We start from the raw sequence: 14,238 nt of genomic DNA on the forward strand, positions 1-14,238 counted from the left end.
ATGCGCATGAAAAAAATACTCCTATTATTTTTTGCCGTTTTACTTCTCGGAGCCATTGTCGGCTGCTCTGCTGTACCTGAAAAGAATCCGAGCCTTCAAAGGCAGTGGATGCTCGTTTCTTTCGGTCAGTTTTCCAAGGATGAATTGATCAGAAACAAGGCAGAAATCAATCTGACAGGGACAATGGAGAAAGGAAGAATAAAAGGAAGTGCCCATATGGGATGCAACGGGATGTTCTTTACTTCTGAATTTAAAAGCGGAGGAAAAGTAAAGATTTCAGGAGTGGGAAGTACTATGAAAGCCTGCCAGAATATGGATCTCGAAACTGCATTTATTCAAAAGTTTGATAAGATGACCCAATATTCCGTAGAAGGACATTTTCTTACCTTATCGGATGACAGTGGAAATGTGATGAAATTTGTAGCCGCTGATTGGGACTAAAAGTATAGTCTTAGTCCGGTTAGGTGTAAAAATATAAAAAGTCCGCATTGAGCGGACTTTCTTTTTGAAATCGATTTTGGTTATCAGTTTTTTGGGATTGTTTTTTTTATTTCTTCCAAAGTTGCGGTATTGGGCAAGCCCTGTACGCTTTTATTTGTGTTATTAGAAATCGGATGAGATGCCTGTCTGTTGGGAATTGAAGTTTTAAGTTCAGCGAGACTTACCGTATTGGGCAGTAATTTCCCTGAATTATTGGATGGAGCAGCCTGAGCTTTTGTCTCCTGCTTTTTCACTTCCAGTCCCTGCTCCGAGGCCAGAGTGGTTACAGCCTGCTTTTTGGGAGCATTTTCCTGAGCTGCTTTGGCTACTTGAGTTTCCTGATCCCTGAGCTGTTTAACGACTTGGGCCTGATCTTCAGGTTCGGCAGCTTTCTTGTTTTCCTGAGCATAAACACTTACGCTTAATGCTGCGAATGCAATGATATATAGTGATTTCATGATACTTTATTTAATGTTTACCAGTACTTTAATTTTACCAACCGAATTTTGATCATAATCCTGAAGCGCTTTTCCGATCACCTGTCCTATTTTTACCTTTTTAGGATTCGCTTTCATGGCAGTTCCGGATAGGGAAGAGGTCACCAAAAGATCTCCTCTCTTAATTTTCCCACCTTCAAGACATACTTTCGTCGGAATAACCCCAATGACTCCCATCGGAACTTTTCCAATTAATTCAGAATCTATATTTTCTTCTGTTAAAAGAACACCCGGTTTTGTTGCATAAACTCCGGCAACAAGTGTAGAGTAGGGTTTTGATGATTTTTCTACGGTACGGTCAGAATCTGTTGAGATAGTTAAAATATCGCCCGGCTCATAGTCTGAAGTATGCCCTTCCACATCAAATGCTTCTGCAACGTCAGCACCACTGTTTTGGGTTCCTCCGTTGAAGAATCCTTTGCCGGTTCTGTCTACACGGGCTACATTCGCGCTGTTCGTTTGCAGTATCGCAATATTTCCGCTTGGGCCCTGATGATTCAGTAATAATACACTTCCTGTTCCCACATTGGTTACATGGACGGTAGGATTACCGTTGGCTGCATTGAAATTGGCAAATCTTCCAGCTCTTCCGACTCCGAAATTGGGCGTCCATCCATACACGGCATTTCCTGTTCCGTCTGCTGTTGCTTCAACACCATCTCCATTTTTACCGGCATTGGCAGTGATTCCGTTTCCGTTGCCTTCTGTTAAAGCTAATAGAGCAGGCCCATTTCCTGAAGCATTGGAAGCATAGAATAGTCCACCAAAACCACCTGTTCCGGATGATAAACCGTAAACACCGGCAGTTCCAAAATTGGCAAATTGTGAATTTACTTCTCCTTTTACAGCGGGAGAGGTGCCTGTTACGCGGTCAACCTTAAAGTTTCCGGCAGTACCGTTACCCACAGTGGTTACCGTTATGACATCGCTTGTATTCGTATCATTGAATATATTGAACTTCCCGGCACGGCCTGTTGCAAAAGTAGGGACCCATGCGTAAAGAGCATTTCCGGCACCGTCGATATTGGTTTCAACACCGTTTCCATCTTTACCGGCATTGGCTGTGATGGCATTTCCGTTTCCGTCAGTTAAAGAAATTAATGCGGCTCCGTTTCCGGAAGGATTGGATGCGTAGAATAATCCTGCACGGCCTCCTGTTCCTGAAGAAACGCCAAAAACAGCTGCGGCACCGAAGTTTCCGAAAATAGTGTTCACTTCACCTCTTACTGCTGCCCCAACACTGTTGGTATTGTCAACTAAGAAAGAAGCGGCATTACCCTGGGTATTATCCGGAATATTTCCGTTACCGTTGGTTTCCACTTCAAATACATTATTGAGTTCATTGGCTGCATTTAAATTTTCAAAACGTCCTGCACGTCCTTTACTGTTGTTTAATCCTACCTGTCCTAAAACCCCGACAGCCGTTCCGGTTGTATTGGTCGCGACAAAACCTCTTACCCCATAACCACCTCCATCATTTCTTCCTACTACGGCTCCGGCAATATCACTTGTGGTTCTTCCAACTACCGCTTCACCAGCTCCGTTATTATCCCCGATAATACCTGCTGAAGTTTGTGCACTGGTAATACCGTGTACCGCAAATCCGCTTCCTGTTGAACTGAAAACCCCTGCACCGCTTCCTGATGAGGAAACATTGATAACGGTTCCGTTTCCAAGTGTATTGGCATTAAGGACATTATTACTGTTGGCATTGTTGAAAATAGATATACTGGCTGCAATGCCATTGTTACTGGTAGCAGTAAGACCTGTTCCGGTATTACTGTTGGCATAGACACCTGTTCCCGCGCCTGATGAATTTCCATATACTCCAAGACCGGTAGGAGTAACTCCGTACACACCCCATCCGCTTCCGGCCTGGCTTCCCCAGATTCCTATTCCCAGTCCGCCGGTTCCGTTATTGATCCCTCTTACTGCACTGGAGAATCCTCCTGGTGTGGTGCTGTTTACAATTCCGCGTACCGGGGCAATACTGGAAGTCATTGTATTGTTGATCCCTTCCACAGAAGTTCCGTCGCCGTCATTGGTGAGCGAGAATAGAGTGGAGGCATTGTTTACGGTATTGGTGTAAGGAATGGCGAAGGTTCCACCAGTTCCACCTGCAGATTTGGCATATAGGGCATAAGGCACGCTTAATAACTGACTTGTCCCTGCTATGGTGTAGTTGGTACCACCGGCCGGATCGGTTTCAGTTTTTAAATAGTAGCTGCCTGAAGGCCAGTTGATGGTAGAAAATGTTCCGGAAAGCACCGTTCCTGTTCCTATTTCCATACTGATAAGTCCATTCGCGTTGGTAAGTCCTGTTAATCTTTCAGAATAGACCAGTGTTCCGGCAGGAGAGCCCTGTAGCACACTTACTTTAACAGCGATATTTTGATTGACCAGAAGCTGGCCGGTTCCGTTTCTCATAATGGCCTGGTAGCTCATTTTTTCCGGAGCCTGCGCATGCCCCATAAAGAGGCCCAGCATGATCCCCAGCGATAGTAATATTTTTTTCATGGCGTTATTTTTTGATGACTTTAAATGTTTTTAGGTTTTCCCCGCTCTGATTGATCCGGATAATGTATACTGCCGAAGGAAGAGAGGAAAAATCGAGTTCGGATTTTGACTGTGAGATCATGTCCTTTTTGATCAACTTGCCCTGAGCATCGAACACCTGGTATTCGGATCCTTTGTAGGGAGCTGAATTAAAATCGATGTACAGATAATCTCTCACAGGATTAGGATAGAGTAAAATGCCGTCTTGCTTTGATGCGGTTTCACTGGCAGAAAGTGTCGTGATTTCGTAGGCCTGCTGTACCCCTTCTGTTACCTGGGAACTGGCTCCCTTGTACAGGTAAGTGGTTTGGCCGACACTGTAAGAAACCGAGCCGTTGCTTCCTGATGCATTTGTTCCCGTAGCCAGCACCACAGATTGGGCGTGTAATATACTGACGGTAAAGGAGAACAGGATGAGAAAGAAGCAGTGAATAGATGTTCTTTTCATGTAAATAGTTTTGTGGTTATTAATTGGTTTTCCAAGTTTTCAATTGAAAATTTGTAGACACTAAATTACCACATATCACAACCGGATAAGAGGAAAATAGACTAACGGTAAAAAAAATCGACCAACGGCACTTTGTCACAAAAATGTTGGTATTCAGAGATTAAGGATCGAGAAAAGAGAGGCTGTCTTTATAGGTTCTGCCTATAGGAAGCTTGATTTGATGGATCAGTTCAATTTCATGGCTGTTTTTTCCACGGATGAAATGACGGGGAACGGCATAGCTGCGGTGTATCCTTACAAAAGAGTCGAAAAAACTTTTATGGAGCAGATTACCCAGAGAATCCAGGATGCAGTGTTTCTTATCATAAGTGATGAGCCGGGTGTAATCTTTTAAGGCTTCAAGGTAAAGGATGTCGGTAAGTTTGACTTGAGAGACATGGCTGCCTTCTTTTATTTTAATACAGTTTTCACCGAGAAGGGCATCGAAGCAGTCGCATTTTTCCTTCGTTTCAAAAAAATGGAAAACTTTTTCCATTGCCGTGTGGAAACGTTCCGGTTTAAGAGGTTTGGTGACGAAGTCCAGTACATCGAGTTCAAAAGCTTCTGCGGCCATTTCTGTGTGGGAACTTACGAAGATGCAGGCTGGGATTTTAGAGGCCAGCTTTCTGAAATCCAGTCCGCTCATGCCGGAGAGTCGTGTTTCGCAGATCAGAAGGTCTATCGGGAATTCCAGATAAGGAACAGCCTTTTCCGCCGAATTAAAAGACGCAATAATTTCTATATTGTCATATTGTCTGATGTGATGCTGAAGAACCAGTCTGTCCAGTTCATCATCATCAATGATCATACAGTTAATACGCGTAATCATGATTTTGGTGTTAGTTTTTATAAGATTTATAATTTTTTATGTTTATTAATTATAAATCAGCTTTATAAAGGTATTAATTTTTCGCAAAAGAAAGGTATTGTAAACTTAAATTAACATTAAAATATAGGGAATACTCAAAAATGATTTTGTTTTTTTTCCTGAAAATTGGTATCTTGTGAAAATCACAAACATAGACAGAAATTAATGCTAGATAAGAAAGAACATCATTACGAGAAGGCTATTTTGGTGGGGGTTGTCACCCAACATCAGGATGAAGACAAGCTTACGGAATATATGGATGAATTAGAGTTTTTGGCGTTCACAGCAGGTGCAACGGTACAAAAACGATTTACACAGAAATTAACCCAGCCGGATTCCAAAACCTTTATCGGAAGCGGAAAGGCGCAGGAAATAAAAGAATACGTCAAGGAAAACGAGATCGGAACAGTCATTTTTGATGACGAATTATCTCCTTCCCAACTGAAAAACCTTGAAAGGGAAATAGAAGTAAAAATTCTGGACAGAACCAATCTTATCCTCGATATTTTTGCACAGAGAGCACAGACTTCCTATGCAAGAACTCAGGTAGAACTGGCTCAATACCAGTATCTTTTACCACGTCTGACAAGGATGTGGACCCACCTGGAGCGTCAGAAAGGGGGAATCGGGATGAGAGGTCCCGGAGAAACGGAGATTGAAACTGACCGTCGTATCATTCGTGACAGAATTTCCCTGTTAAAAGAAAAACTGAAAACCATCGACAGACAGATGGCTACCCAGCGTAACAACCGTGGAAAAGTAGTGCGTGCTGCTTTGGTGGGCTATACCAACGTAGGGAAATCTACGCTGATGAATGCACTTTCCAAGTCTGACGTTTTTGCAGAGAACAAATTATTTGCAACACTGGATACTACGGTAAGAAAAGTGGTGATTGGAAATTTACCGTTCCTGCTAACGGATACGGTAGGATTTATCAGAAAACTTCCGACTCAGCTGGTAGAATCTTTCAAATCCACTTTGGATGAGGTTCGCGAGGCAGATCTGCTTATTCACGTCGTTGATATTTCCCATGAAAGCTTTGAAGACCAGGTAGAATCTGTGAATAATATTTTAATGGAGATCAATGCCCATCAGAAACCGATGATCATGGTGTTCAATAAAATCGATGATTTCAGCTACGATAAAAAAGATGAGGATGACCTTACGCCGTCTACCAAAAAGAATATTTCTTTAGAGGAATGGACCAAAACGTGGATGGGTAAATCTAAATATCCTACGGTTTTCATCTCGGCTCTGACGAAAGAAAATTTCCCGGAAATGAAGAAAATGATCTACGATGAGGTGATGAAGATTCATATCTCCAGATTCCCGTACAATGATTTCCTTTTCGAATATTTCGACAACGACGAGGTAGAAGAAAACAACGATTAATGAAATATCACTTTTTCCTGTTGTTCGTTTTATTTTCGGTTTTTGGGTTCAGCCAGAAATCAAAAATTGATTTGAAAGACATTGAAAAAAGCCTTAAAAAGAAAGATTCTCCTTACAATTATGAGAAACTGATTTTTAAATACAAAGGATATCCGAAATCCCTGGACAGCATTGAAGCCCAGTACCTGTACTACGGAAGAAACTTCAGGGATGATAAAATTTCGACATCTGATGACCAGTTCAAGAGCCTTGCGGATGCTTTTAAAGAAAATAATTTTGAAGAATGCATTAGGCAGGGAAAAATTCTCTATAATCAAGATCCTACGAACCTGGATATCCTTCTTGTCCTTCTGAGGGCGTATGATTCAAAGAAAGACGGTAGCAATTTCATCCATCACCTGGACCAGTTCCGTTCACTGACGGGAGGGATCAAGAATTCCGGAGACGGAATCTCTGAAAAGACAGCCTATCTCGTAAATTCTGTAGGAGACGAATACATCCTTCTGAATATCCTGAATATCGGAAAAGATTATGTGAGAGCATCAAAGGCAGGCAAAGACGGAATGTTTGATGTCTGGGAGAAAGACGGACATCAGTTATTTATTAAAATACTTTATTTAGACCTATAAATTAATTAAAAAAAACACTTAGTGGAGTTATATTATTCATTTTCAGCCTTAATAGTATTAGCATCAATTTTCGCCTATCTTAATTACAGATTTCTGAAACTTCCGAGTACCATCGGGATTATGGTGATTGCCATTGTCGTTTCCATTTTTCTGGTGATGTTTGGAGAAGCTGTCCTTCCGCGTACTTTCGGGCACCTTAATAATTTAATGAATAGTATTGACTTCACAGAAGTTCTGATGGGTGCTATGCTTAATTTCCTGCTCTTTGCGGGAGGGATTCATATCAATATCAACGATCTTAAGGAGCAGTTCCGGCCGGTCCTTATATTTTCTACAGCGGGCGTGGTTATTTCCACCTTTGTGGTAGGATTCGGGATGTTTTATCTATTGCCGTTTTTAGGAATTCAGCTGCCGTTTATTTACTGTCTGGTTTTTGGAGCGCTTATCTCACCTACCGATCCGGTTGCGGTTTTAAGTATCCTGAAGCAGGCGAATGTGTCCAAATCACTGGAGACAAAAGTAGCCGGAGAATCTCTGTTCAATGATGGTATGGCCGTAGTGGTATTTACCGTAGTATTGCAGCTGGCTATTGGAAAAGAAGTGGATCTTGGGGTTGAAAGCATAGGTTTACTCCTGATGAAAGAAGCCGGTGGAGGTATTCTTCTCGGTGTCGTATTGGGATGGATTACTTCCAGACTGATGCGTGAAGTGGATGATTATATAATTTCCGTTCTGGTAACGCTTTCTGTGGTAATGGGAGGTTATCTTATCGCCAGACAGATGCATATTTCCGGACCGTTGACGATGGTTGCCGCAGGTTTGTTTATGGGTAATTTTAACGTCAGATTTAAAATGAAGTCTGTCACGCAGGATTATCTCATCAAATTCTGGGAACTGATTGATGAAATTCTGAATGCCGTTTTATTCCTGTTCATCGGATTTGAATTATTGATGATCAAAGACTTAAAGCATTTTATGGTTCCGGGGCTTTTGGCCATCGCAGTCGTTCTGATTGCCCGTCTGATTTCGATCTGGGTGCCTACAAGATTTATGTCTTTAAGAACAAGATTTAGTCCGCAGACCATCAAAGTTTTGGTTTGGGGAGGAATCCGTGGGGGAGTTTCCATAGCCTTGGCCATGTCTATTCCAAAAAGTGAATACAGCGAAATTATTTTAAGTATCACGTATTGCGTTGTGGTGTTCTCCATTATCGTTCAGGGACTTACCATTGCTAAAGTGGCCAATCCGAAAGCCATTGCAAAAGAAGAGGAGGCGCAGGAAAGTGTTGCTTTGGATGACCATGCTTAATTAAATAAAACACGAATTGAAATGAATAAATTATTTCAAATTATATTTATTCTGTCCTTTGGAATCTGTTTTTCTCAAATCAATGTTGAGGAAATTAAAAAGAACGTGACGGAAAATCCACAGGAATACAAGTCTTATTTGGAGATTTTCAAAAAGAATCCGGCCAGCCTTACTCAGGAGCAAATGAATCAACTGTATTATGGAAGTCGTTTTGTGAAGTCTGAATATGATCTTTCAAATTATAATGACGATTATAAAGAAGTCTGGAAACCGTCTGAAAAAAAACTCTCCAAAAGCAACGCTGAAAAAATTGTAACTAAGGCTGAGAAAGCTTACGTCAAAGATCCATTGAATAGATTAATATTAAAAAACATTTCAAATATCTATAGTGTGTTAGGAGATAATGCCAAAGAAGAACTGGCCATGATACAATACAACGCTGTGATGAATACCATTAAAAATAGTGGGAGTGGGGATTCGGAAGATTCTCCCATATGTGTCATCTGGGCAGGAGATGTTATTGCGCAGATTGATAATCTCCATGGCTACGGAACAGCCGCAGATTTTAAGCAAAATATGAAATATTTACCTGATGGCAGCACAATTACCGCTTATTCCATGGGAAAAAAGAAAATTTTTGTAAAACTTGTTGGCGGCTTCAGATGGGAACAATAGTCAAAGAAATACAGGAAGCTCTGGCTGTCCTTTCCATTCCTGAAAAAGCTGAATTCTTTCCAAGGTTCTTCAAAACAGGAAAAGGAGAATATGGAGAGGGAGATTTGTTTCTGGGCGTAACCGTTCCGGACCAAAGATCGATAGCTAAGGAGTATTATTCCAAAATAAACTTAGAAGACTTAAGTGTTATATTGTCTTCAAAATACCACGAACACAGACTTACCGCGCTTTTTATGCTGATCTCTAAGTTTGAGAAAATAAAGGATAAAGCTGCAAAAGAAGAAATCATTCAGTTTTATCTGGATCATCTTCCGTATGTCAACAACTGGGATCTGGTAGATTCAAGCTGTTATAAAATCCTGGGACGATATGCCTTTGAACATGGAAAGGAAGACCTGTTGAGAACCCTTTCGGATTCTGAAGAAATGTGGCATAAGAGAATTGCTGTGGTCGGCACGATGCATTATGTGAAAAAAGGATCTTTTGAACTGACGAAAGAATTCGTGACCAAAAATCTGAAACATCCGCATGATCTGATGCATAAAGCCAACGGATGGCTGCTTCGTGAAGTGGGGAATAAAAATGAATCCGAACTGATCACTTTTTTAAATAAACACTATCAGGAAATGCCGAGAACCTGTCTGAGATACGCTATCGAAAAGCTGGATGAGCAAGTGAGGCAGGATTTTTTGAAAGGCAGGGTTTAAAAAAATAGCTGTTTTCAGTGAAATACCAGAGTCTATAAAGCATTTTCAAACGGAATTAAGTAGTTTTGTGTTTTAAAACTCAATTATGAAAAATTTTCTGAAGCTGTTGGCGCTGTTTCTGCCTTTATTGTTGCTGAGCAGCTGTTTTGATATTTTAGATAAAGTGAATGTCAAAGCCGATGGAACCGGAGAATATACCATCATTCTGAATGCCAGCAAAAGCAAAACTAGGTTGGCTTCCATCTCTAAAATGGAAACGATTAACGGGAAAAAAGTTCCGAAAAAGTCTGAAATTGAGAATAAAATCAATGAAGCGGCTAAAATTTTTAAAGGAACGCCGGGAATCAGCAACGTAAAAACTTCCATGGATTTCGATAATTACGTGATCAAATTAAGCTGTAATTTCAAAAAAATTGAAAATATCAACGCCGGACTGGAGCAGCTGAAAGCTAAAAAGATCCTCGGTAAAATGATTCCTACTCAAATTTACAGCCAGAGCCTTGAGAAAAAATCACTGACCAGAAACAAGGTGAATACCTTCAAAGCAGATTACGACAAGATGGGAAAGGCAGACATAGAAGTCTTTAATGATGCCAGATATACGTCCATCATGCAGTTTGAAAACACGGTGAAATCTCAAACCAATTCTTCTTACGTACTGGCTCCGAACAAAAAAGCGGTCAAGCTGGAAGCGGATATCCTGGACCTTATTTTTCAAAAGAAACAACTACAAAACACCATATTATTTCAATAAATTCTAACACTCGACCATGAAATCTATAGTATTAAAAACACAGATAATTACTTTCGCGCTTTTTGGTTTTATGCTTGTTTTCGCACAGAAAAGTATGAAACTTCCTAGTGATGCCGTATTTTATATGGAAATCAACGGAAAGCAGCTTAATCAGAAAATCAATTGGCAGAAGCTTAATCCTCTTTTGCATGAACTGAGCAAGAAAGATAAGGACAAGGATAAAGAAAAAACCTCGTGGAACGACTATTCTAAAACGGGAATTAAATATGATGCCACGCAGTATCATTATGCCAGTTTCAATGACTCTATACAAACCTACACGACTCATTTTATTGTAGACAACAAAGAGAAATTTCAGGAATTCATCAATTCAACCAAGAAAAAAGGGCTTGAAATTTCTAAGAAAAAGAACTATTCTTACGTAGACATAGATGATAATATTTTTGTGGCCTGGAGCAATGACCGTGCTGTTTTGAGTATGGTGAACTATACCAAACCTTATAAAGATATCTGGTCTGATGCTGTGGTAGACAGTGCTGCAACTGCTGCTGCAGATGCTGCTGTCGCTGTAGACAGTGTGTATGTCGGAGAGCCGGAAAAACCTTTCGATTATAAGGAAGAAATCATCAATCTGAAAGATGAGATCAAATATTTAAAAGATAACATCAAAGAAAATAATAAAGAGATCACGAGAATTCAGAAAGACATCAAATACCTGGAAAAGAATCATAAATATCCGAAGGAAAACGTAGATACCCAGCATTCTGAAGGAGAACCGGATGTTTATCCTAAAGAGGAGGAGTATGCGGAGCCTGCAATAGATTCTGCGTACCAGAAAGAACTGGATTCCATGAATGTTGAGAATTTCAAAATAGTCAAGAAAATTGCCGAAGACCGTTTCGATCTGTATTTCAGTTCCAATTTAGAGCTTGAAGTGCCGAAAGCGATGCTGAGCTTCAGAGATCCAAATTCAGATGCATACGTCTACACAGATTACGGAAGAATGATGAATGACGGAATCTATGGGAAAATGATGAAGCGTTTTGAATTCGGACAGTTTTTCAGAAATGCATACGATTCCAATTCCTACTACAACTTATATTTCGATAAAGATAAAGTGAAGCTGGTGAACAATTATCAGCATAAAAATCCGGGTATTCAGAAAACCATTTCATCCGTTTATAAAGGGAAGAAAAACAAAAAGCTGGCTGAGCTTATCAATGACAAAAGCATCGGGTATTATGTGATGAATGTGAATGGCGCGAAATCTTTTGACATGATGTACGACCTGCTTCAGGACACCGGAGATGGTGAATATAAGAAGGAAATGGAGCTGATGATGGAAACCATGAAAATTGTTCTGGATGAAGAAGCCATCACCAAAATAGCTCCAGGAAACGGAATCTTTGTTCTGAATGAATTGAAATCCAAAAAAGTAGACTACACAGACTACGAATATGATGAAGACTATAATGAAAAGGAAGTAAAGAAAACCAAAGATGTAGCCGTTCCTAATTTCACATTTGCTTTTGCCACAGAGAATGAAGGCTACTGGAACCGTGTTTTCAATGTAATGGCTACCAATAAACATCTGTCTAAGAAATTCTCAAAAATCGGAAACTTTTATGCTTTCAAGGATGAAAAAGGAGACGGATATATGGATCAACTGTTTATGACGGTAAAAGATGGTATCGTTTATCTGACGAGCGCTACAGAGAATGTCAATCCTCAAAGTCAGTCTGATATTTCTAAGCAGTGGGCCAAAGATTCTTCTAAATATCCACTATCAGGAAGACTGGATATCCAGAGACTGGTAACCGGTTTGGAGAAAGAATTTAAAACGCCTTCCGAAAGAAAAACATTGGATCTGTTCAGAAAAAATGTAGGTGAAATGTACTTTAAAACTGAAGTAAAAGGAGAAAGCATAGAAACGGAAATGGATTATAAGATTAAAAATTCTTCAGAAAACAGCCTGATGTATTTCTTTGATCTGTTTGATGAGATTTATAAAATTAAAGAAGCAGACAAAAAGCCTCAAATATTATAGATGAATAAAAAGAAACTTATTGTCCCGTTAATTCTTGTACTCGCAATTGCGCTCTATTTTGTGTGTTTTTATAAAGACAAAACATTAAAATTTGTCCCTAAGAATGCAGATGCAGTCGTTTTAATCGATGTGAAAAAATTAACGGGACAGTATATTTCAAGCTTCATCGTCCATCCTTCAAAATGGTCGGGAAGCAAAAAAAAAGATAAAAAGGAGATTTCATTAAAAGATTCAGGGATCAGAATTCCGGATTTTTTACAGATTTTCCACCTCAAAGACACCAAATTTTCTGAATGGTACAGCGTGGTTGAACTGAAAGACCCGCAACAATTCTCAGCTTTTCTAAAGAGCCATCAGTTTATCAGTAAAGGAAAAGATCTCTTCCAAAAAGATCAGATATTCATTAAAATACAAGGTGACAACGCATTGATAGGAACTTCTGATCAGGCTTTTGATCATGTCAACAAGCTTCTTTTTCATTCTTCCGAAAAAAATACGCTGACAGCAGATCAGTTGATTGATCATGGGGTAGGAAGTATCTCATTCATTTCAGGACAGAAAATTCAGAATTTTTCTATTGAATTACATGCAGATGAAGTTGAGATCAAAAATATATCAGATACAGGAACTCTGGCTTCTATTATAGCTGGAATTCAGAAGAATAATCACTTTGTAGATATTGAACTGGATGCTCAAAATGTAAAGCATTACACCCGATTTTTCGATAAAAACTTCGCAGATTCCGCCCAGATCAGTTACTTTAAAGCAACTTCCGATCTTGAACAGGTAAATGATACCATCATCAGTTATGAATATGACGATAATTTTAATGAAGTCGAGAAAAAGACCTTTCAGAAAATTATTCAGCCCAATTATGTGATGGATCTTCAAAGTCCGGCTCCTGAAAAGACCTGGGATTATTTTCAGTATAAAAAATGGATCAATGCTCAGGATCAGTTCACGGCGATTCCATTTCAGCCCAATCATATCGGAAAAAATGATGGCGGATTGATCATAAAGTCTACCAGAAAGACGATACCCTTATCTCCAAAGCTTAAACAAAACTATATCTTCATCAGAAACAGTCCGTTGTTGCTCTCTTCATTAAGTACTTTAACACCTAAGGAAAAGGAAGTGCTTTCTGACCTGGAGTATATATTCTACGGGAATAAAGCACAGAACTATTGGGTGAAGATCAAAGCGAAGAAGGGAAAACTGCCTTTAATTTTAAGATGGTAGAAATTCTTCAGTTTTAAACATAAAAAGTATTCATGAATCCATCTGACATTGCACTGCTGAAAACTTGTACCCATTATTTTTTACATCTGGTTTTTCCGGTTTTCATTGCGCTGGTCTTTTTTCGTAAAAACTGGAAAAAGGCGTATTGCATTATGCTGGCGACGATGCTGGTGGATCTGGACCATCTTTTTGCCAATCCTGTTTTTGATCCGTCAAGAAATAGCATAGGTTTTCATATTTTACATTCCTATTATGCCATTGCGGTGTATTTTTTGCTGCTGTTTTTCAAAGGAAATATCAGAATTATTGCTATTGGTCTTCTGTTTCATATGCTGACGGATTTTCTGGATTTTAACCTGTGGATGCACTAGGAGAGAGGAAGATGGGAGAGGGAAGCTGGAAGTTAATAGTCAGTTTCAGGATCAATTACGGTGATAATAGATTAGTAAAGTAGGATTTAAAAGAGAAAAGAATGGTAGTCTTCGTCGTTTATGACTTCGATAACTTCCCTCTTCGAGCTTCTGACTTCCATCCTTATCACATTAAAATATCATTAATATTTTCTTTTAGTATTTCAAATTTGATAGATTTTTTGTATT

At 39.6% G+C, this 14,238-nt stretch carries 14 protein-coding genes; 10 read left to right on the top strand and 4 right to left on the bottom strand.

The genetic code is table 11. The annotated features are described in order from the left end of the window. The first annotated feature begins 6 nt into the window (after positions 1 to 6). Positions 7 to 441, top strand: a complete 435-nt coding sequence (locus BUA72_RS18570; RefSeq protein ID WP_072924510.1) for an META domain-containing protein — start codon at positions 7 to 9, stop codon at positions 439 to 441. A gap of 83 nt (positions 442 to 524) precedes the next feature. Here BUA72_RS18570 and BUA72_RS18575 read toward each other — a convergent pair whose 3' ends face one another. The 4 genes from BUA72_RS18575 to BUA72_RS18590 form a co-directional block, all read right to left on the bottom strand. Further along, positions 525 to 938, bottom strand: a complete 414-nt coding sequence (locus tag BUA72_RS18575) for a hypothetical protein (RefSeq protein ID WP_072924512.1) — start codon at positions 936 to 938, stop codon at positions 525 to 527. Positions 939 to 944: 6 nt separating this feature from the next. Continuing rightward, positions 945 to 3,494, bottom strand: a complete 2,550-nt coding sequence (locus BUA72_RS18580) for a beta strand repeat-containing protein (protein ID WP_072924513.1) — start codon at positions 3,492 to 3,494, stop codon at positions 945 to 947. 4 nt (positions 3,495 to 3,498) lie between these two features. Next, on the bottom strand, positions 3,499 to 3,981 hold the full coding sequence (locus BUA72_RS18585) for a T9SS type A sorting domain-containing protein (RefSeq protein ID WP_072924515.1): 483 nt from the start codon (positions 3,979 to 3,981) through the stop codon (positions 3,499 to 3,501). Positions 3,982 to 4,141: 160 nt separating this feature from the next. Further along, entirely contained in the window at positions 4,142 to 4,849 is a 708-nt protein-coding gene (locus BUA72_RS18590; protein WP_072924516.1) for a LytR/AlgR family response regulator transcription factor, read from the bottom strand. Between the two features lie 204 nt (positions 4,850 to 5,053). Between BUA72_RS18590 and hflX the strand changes: the two genes are divergently transcribed. The 9 genes from hflX (at position 5,054) to BUA72_RS18635 (ending at position 14,010) form a co-directional block, all read left to right on the top strand. Further along, positions 5,054 to 6,280 (top strand): GTPase HflX, encoded by a 1,227-nt coding sequence (hflX, locus tag BUA72_RS18595; RefSeq protein WP_047451039.1) that lies wholly within the window; start codon positions 5,054 to 5,056, stop codon positions 6,278 to 6,280. Further along, positions 6,280 to 6,909: a DUF4919 domain-containing protein gene (locus tag BUA72_RS18600; RefSeq protein WP_072924518.1), complete on the top strand. Its 630-nt coding sequence runs from the start codon at positions 6,280 to 6,282 to the stop codon at positions 6,907 to 6,909. The genes hflX and BUA72_RS18600 overlap by 1 nt, the downstream gene beginning before the upstream one ends. Positions 6,910 to 6,930: 21 nt before the next feature. Next, on the top strand, positions 6,931 to 8,217 hold the full coding sequence (locus BUA72_RS18605) for a cation:proton antiporter (protein WP_047451036.1): 1,287 nt from the start codon (positions 6,931 to 6,933) through the stop codon (positions 8,215 to 8,217). A 21-nt stretch (positions 8,218 to 8,238) separates the two neighbouring features. Further along, a complete protein-coding gene (locus BUA72_RS18610) occupies positions 8,239 to 8,892 on the top strand; it encodes a DUF4919 domain-containing protein (RefSeq protein ID WP_072924520.1) in 654 nt (217 codons plus the stop codon). Then, a complete protein-coding gene (locus BUA72_RS18615; protein WP_072924521.1) occupies positions 8,880 to 9,599 on the top strand; it encodes a DNA alkylation repair protein in 720 nt (239 codons plus the stop codon). Before BUA72_RS18610 ends, BUA72_RS18615 begins: the two co-directional genes overlap by 13 nt. A gap of 85 nt (positions 9,600 to 9,684) precedes the next feature. After that, a complete protein-coding gene (locus BUA72_RS18620) occupies positions 9,685 to 10,353 on the top strand; it encodes a hypothetical protein (RefSeq protein ID WP_072924523.1) in 669 nt (222 codons plus the stop codon). A gap of 16 nt (positions 10,354 to 10,369) precedes the next feature. Beyond that, complete coding sequence (locus BUA72_RS18625; RefSeq protein ID WP_072924525.1) at positions 10,370 to 12,400, top strand: hypothetical protein; 2,031 nt, start codon at positions 10,370 to 10,372, stop codon at positions 12,398 to 12,400. Then, positions 12,401 to 13,639: a hypothetical protein gene (locus BUA72_RS18630; RefSeq protein WP_072924526.1), complete on the top strand. Its 1,239-nt coding sequence runs from the start codon at positions 12,401 to 12,403 to the stop codon at positions 13,637 to 13,639. Positions 13,640 to 13,671: 32 nt separating this feature from the next. Continuing rightward, positions 13,672 to 14,010, top strand: a complete 339-nt coding sequence (locus BUA72_RS18635; protein WP_034724230.1) for a DUF6122 family protein — start codon at positions 13,672 to 13,674, stop codon at positions 14,008 to 14,010. Positions 14,011 to 14,238 lie beyond the last annotated feature (228 nt).

The organism is Chryseobacterium sp. OV279 (genome assembly GCF_900128945.1).
GTDB lineage: Bacteria > Bacteroidota > Bacteroidia > Flavobacteriales > Weeksellaceae > Chryseobacterium.

Excerpts from the sequence above, each read along its gene's own strand:
- BUA72_RS18570 (WP_072924510.1), top strand. The coding sequence starts at position 7 with ATGAAAAAAATACTCCTATTATTTTTTGCCGTTTTACTTCTCGGAGCC.
- BUA72_RS18575 (WP_072924512.1), bottom strand. The coding sequence starts at position 938 with ATGAAATCACTATATATCATTGCATTCGCAGCATTAAGCGTAAGTGTT.
- BUA72_RS18580 (WP_072924513.1), bottom strand. The coding sequence starts at position 3,494 with ATGAAAAAAATATTACTATCGCTGGGGATCATGCTGGGCCTCTTTATG.
- BUA72_RS18585 (WP_072924515.1), bottom strand. The coding sequence starts at position 3,981 with ATGAAAAGAACATCTATTCACTGCTTCTTTCTCATCCTGTTCTCCTTT.
- BUA72_RS18590 (WP_072924516.1), bottom strand. The coding sequence starts at position 4,849 with ATGATTACGCGTATTAACTGTATGATCATTGATGATGATGAACTGGAC.
- hflX (WP_047451039.1), top strand. The coding sequence starts at position 5,054 with ATGCTAGATAAGAAAGAACATCATTACGAGAAGGCTATTTTGGTGGGG.
- BUA72_RS18600 (WP_072924518.1), top strand. The coding sequence starts at position 6,280 with ATGAAATATCACTTTTTCCTGTTGTTCGTTTTATTTTCGGTTTTTGGG.
- BUA72_RS18610 (WP_072924520.1), top strand. The coding sequence starts at position 8,239 with ATGAATAAATTATTTCAAATTATATTTATTCTGTCCTTTGGAATCTGT.
- BUA72_RS18615 (WP_072924521.1), top strand. The coding sequence starts at position 8,880 with ATGGGAACAATAGTCAAAGAAATACAGGAAGCTCTGGCTGTCCTTTCC.
- BUA72_RS18620 (WP_072924523.1), top strand. The coding sequence starts at position 9,685 with ATGAAAAATTTTCTGAAGCTGTTGGCGCTGTTTCTGCCTTTATTGTTG.
- BUA72_RS18625 (WP_072924525.1), top strand. The coding sequence starts at position 10,370 with ATGAAATCTATAGTATTAAAAACACAGATAATTACTTTCGCGCTTTTT.
- BUA72_RS18630 (WP_072924526.1), top strand. The coding sequence starts at position 12,401 with ATGAATAAAAAGAAACTTATTGTCCCGTTAATTCTTGTACTCGCAATT.
- BUA72_RS18635 (WP_034724230.1), top strand. The coding sequence starts at position 13,672 with ATGAATCCATCTGACATTGCACTGCTGAAAACTTGTACCCATTATTTT.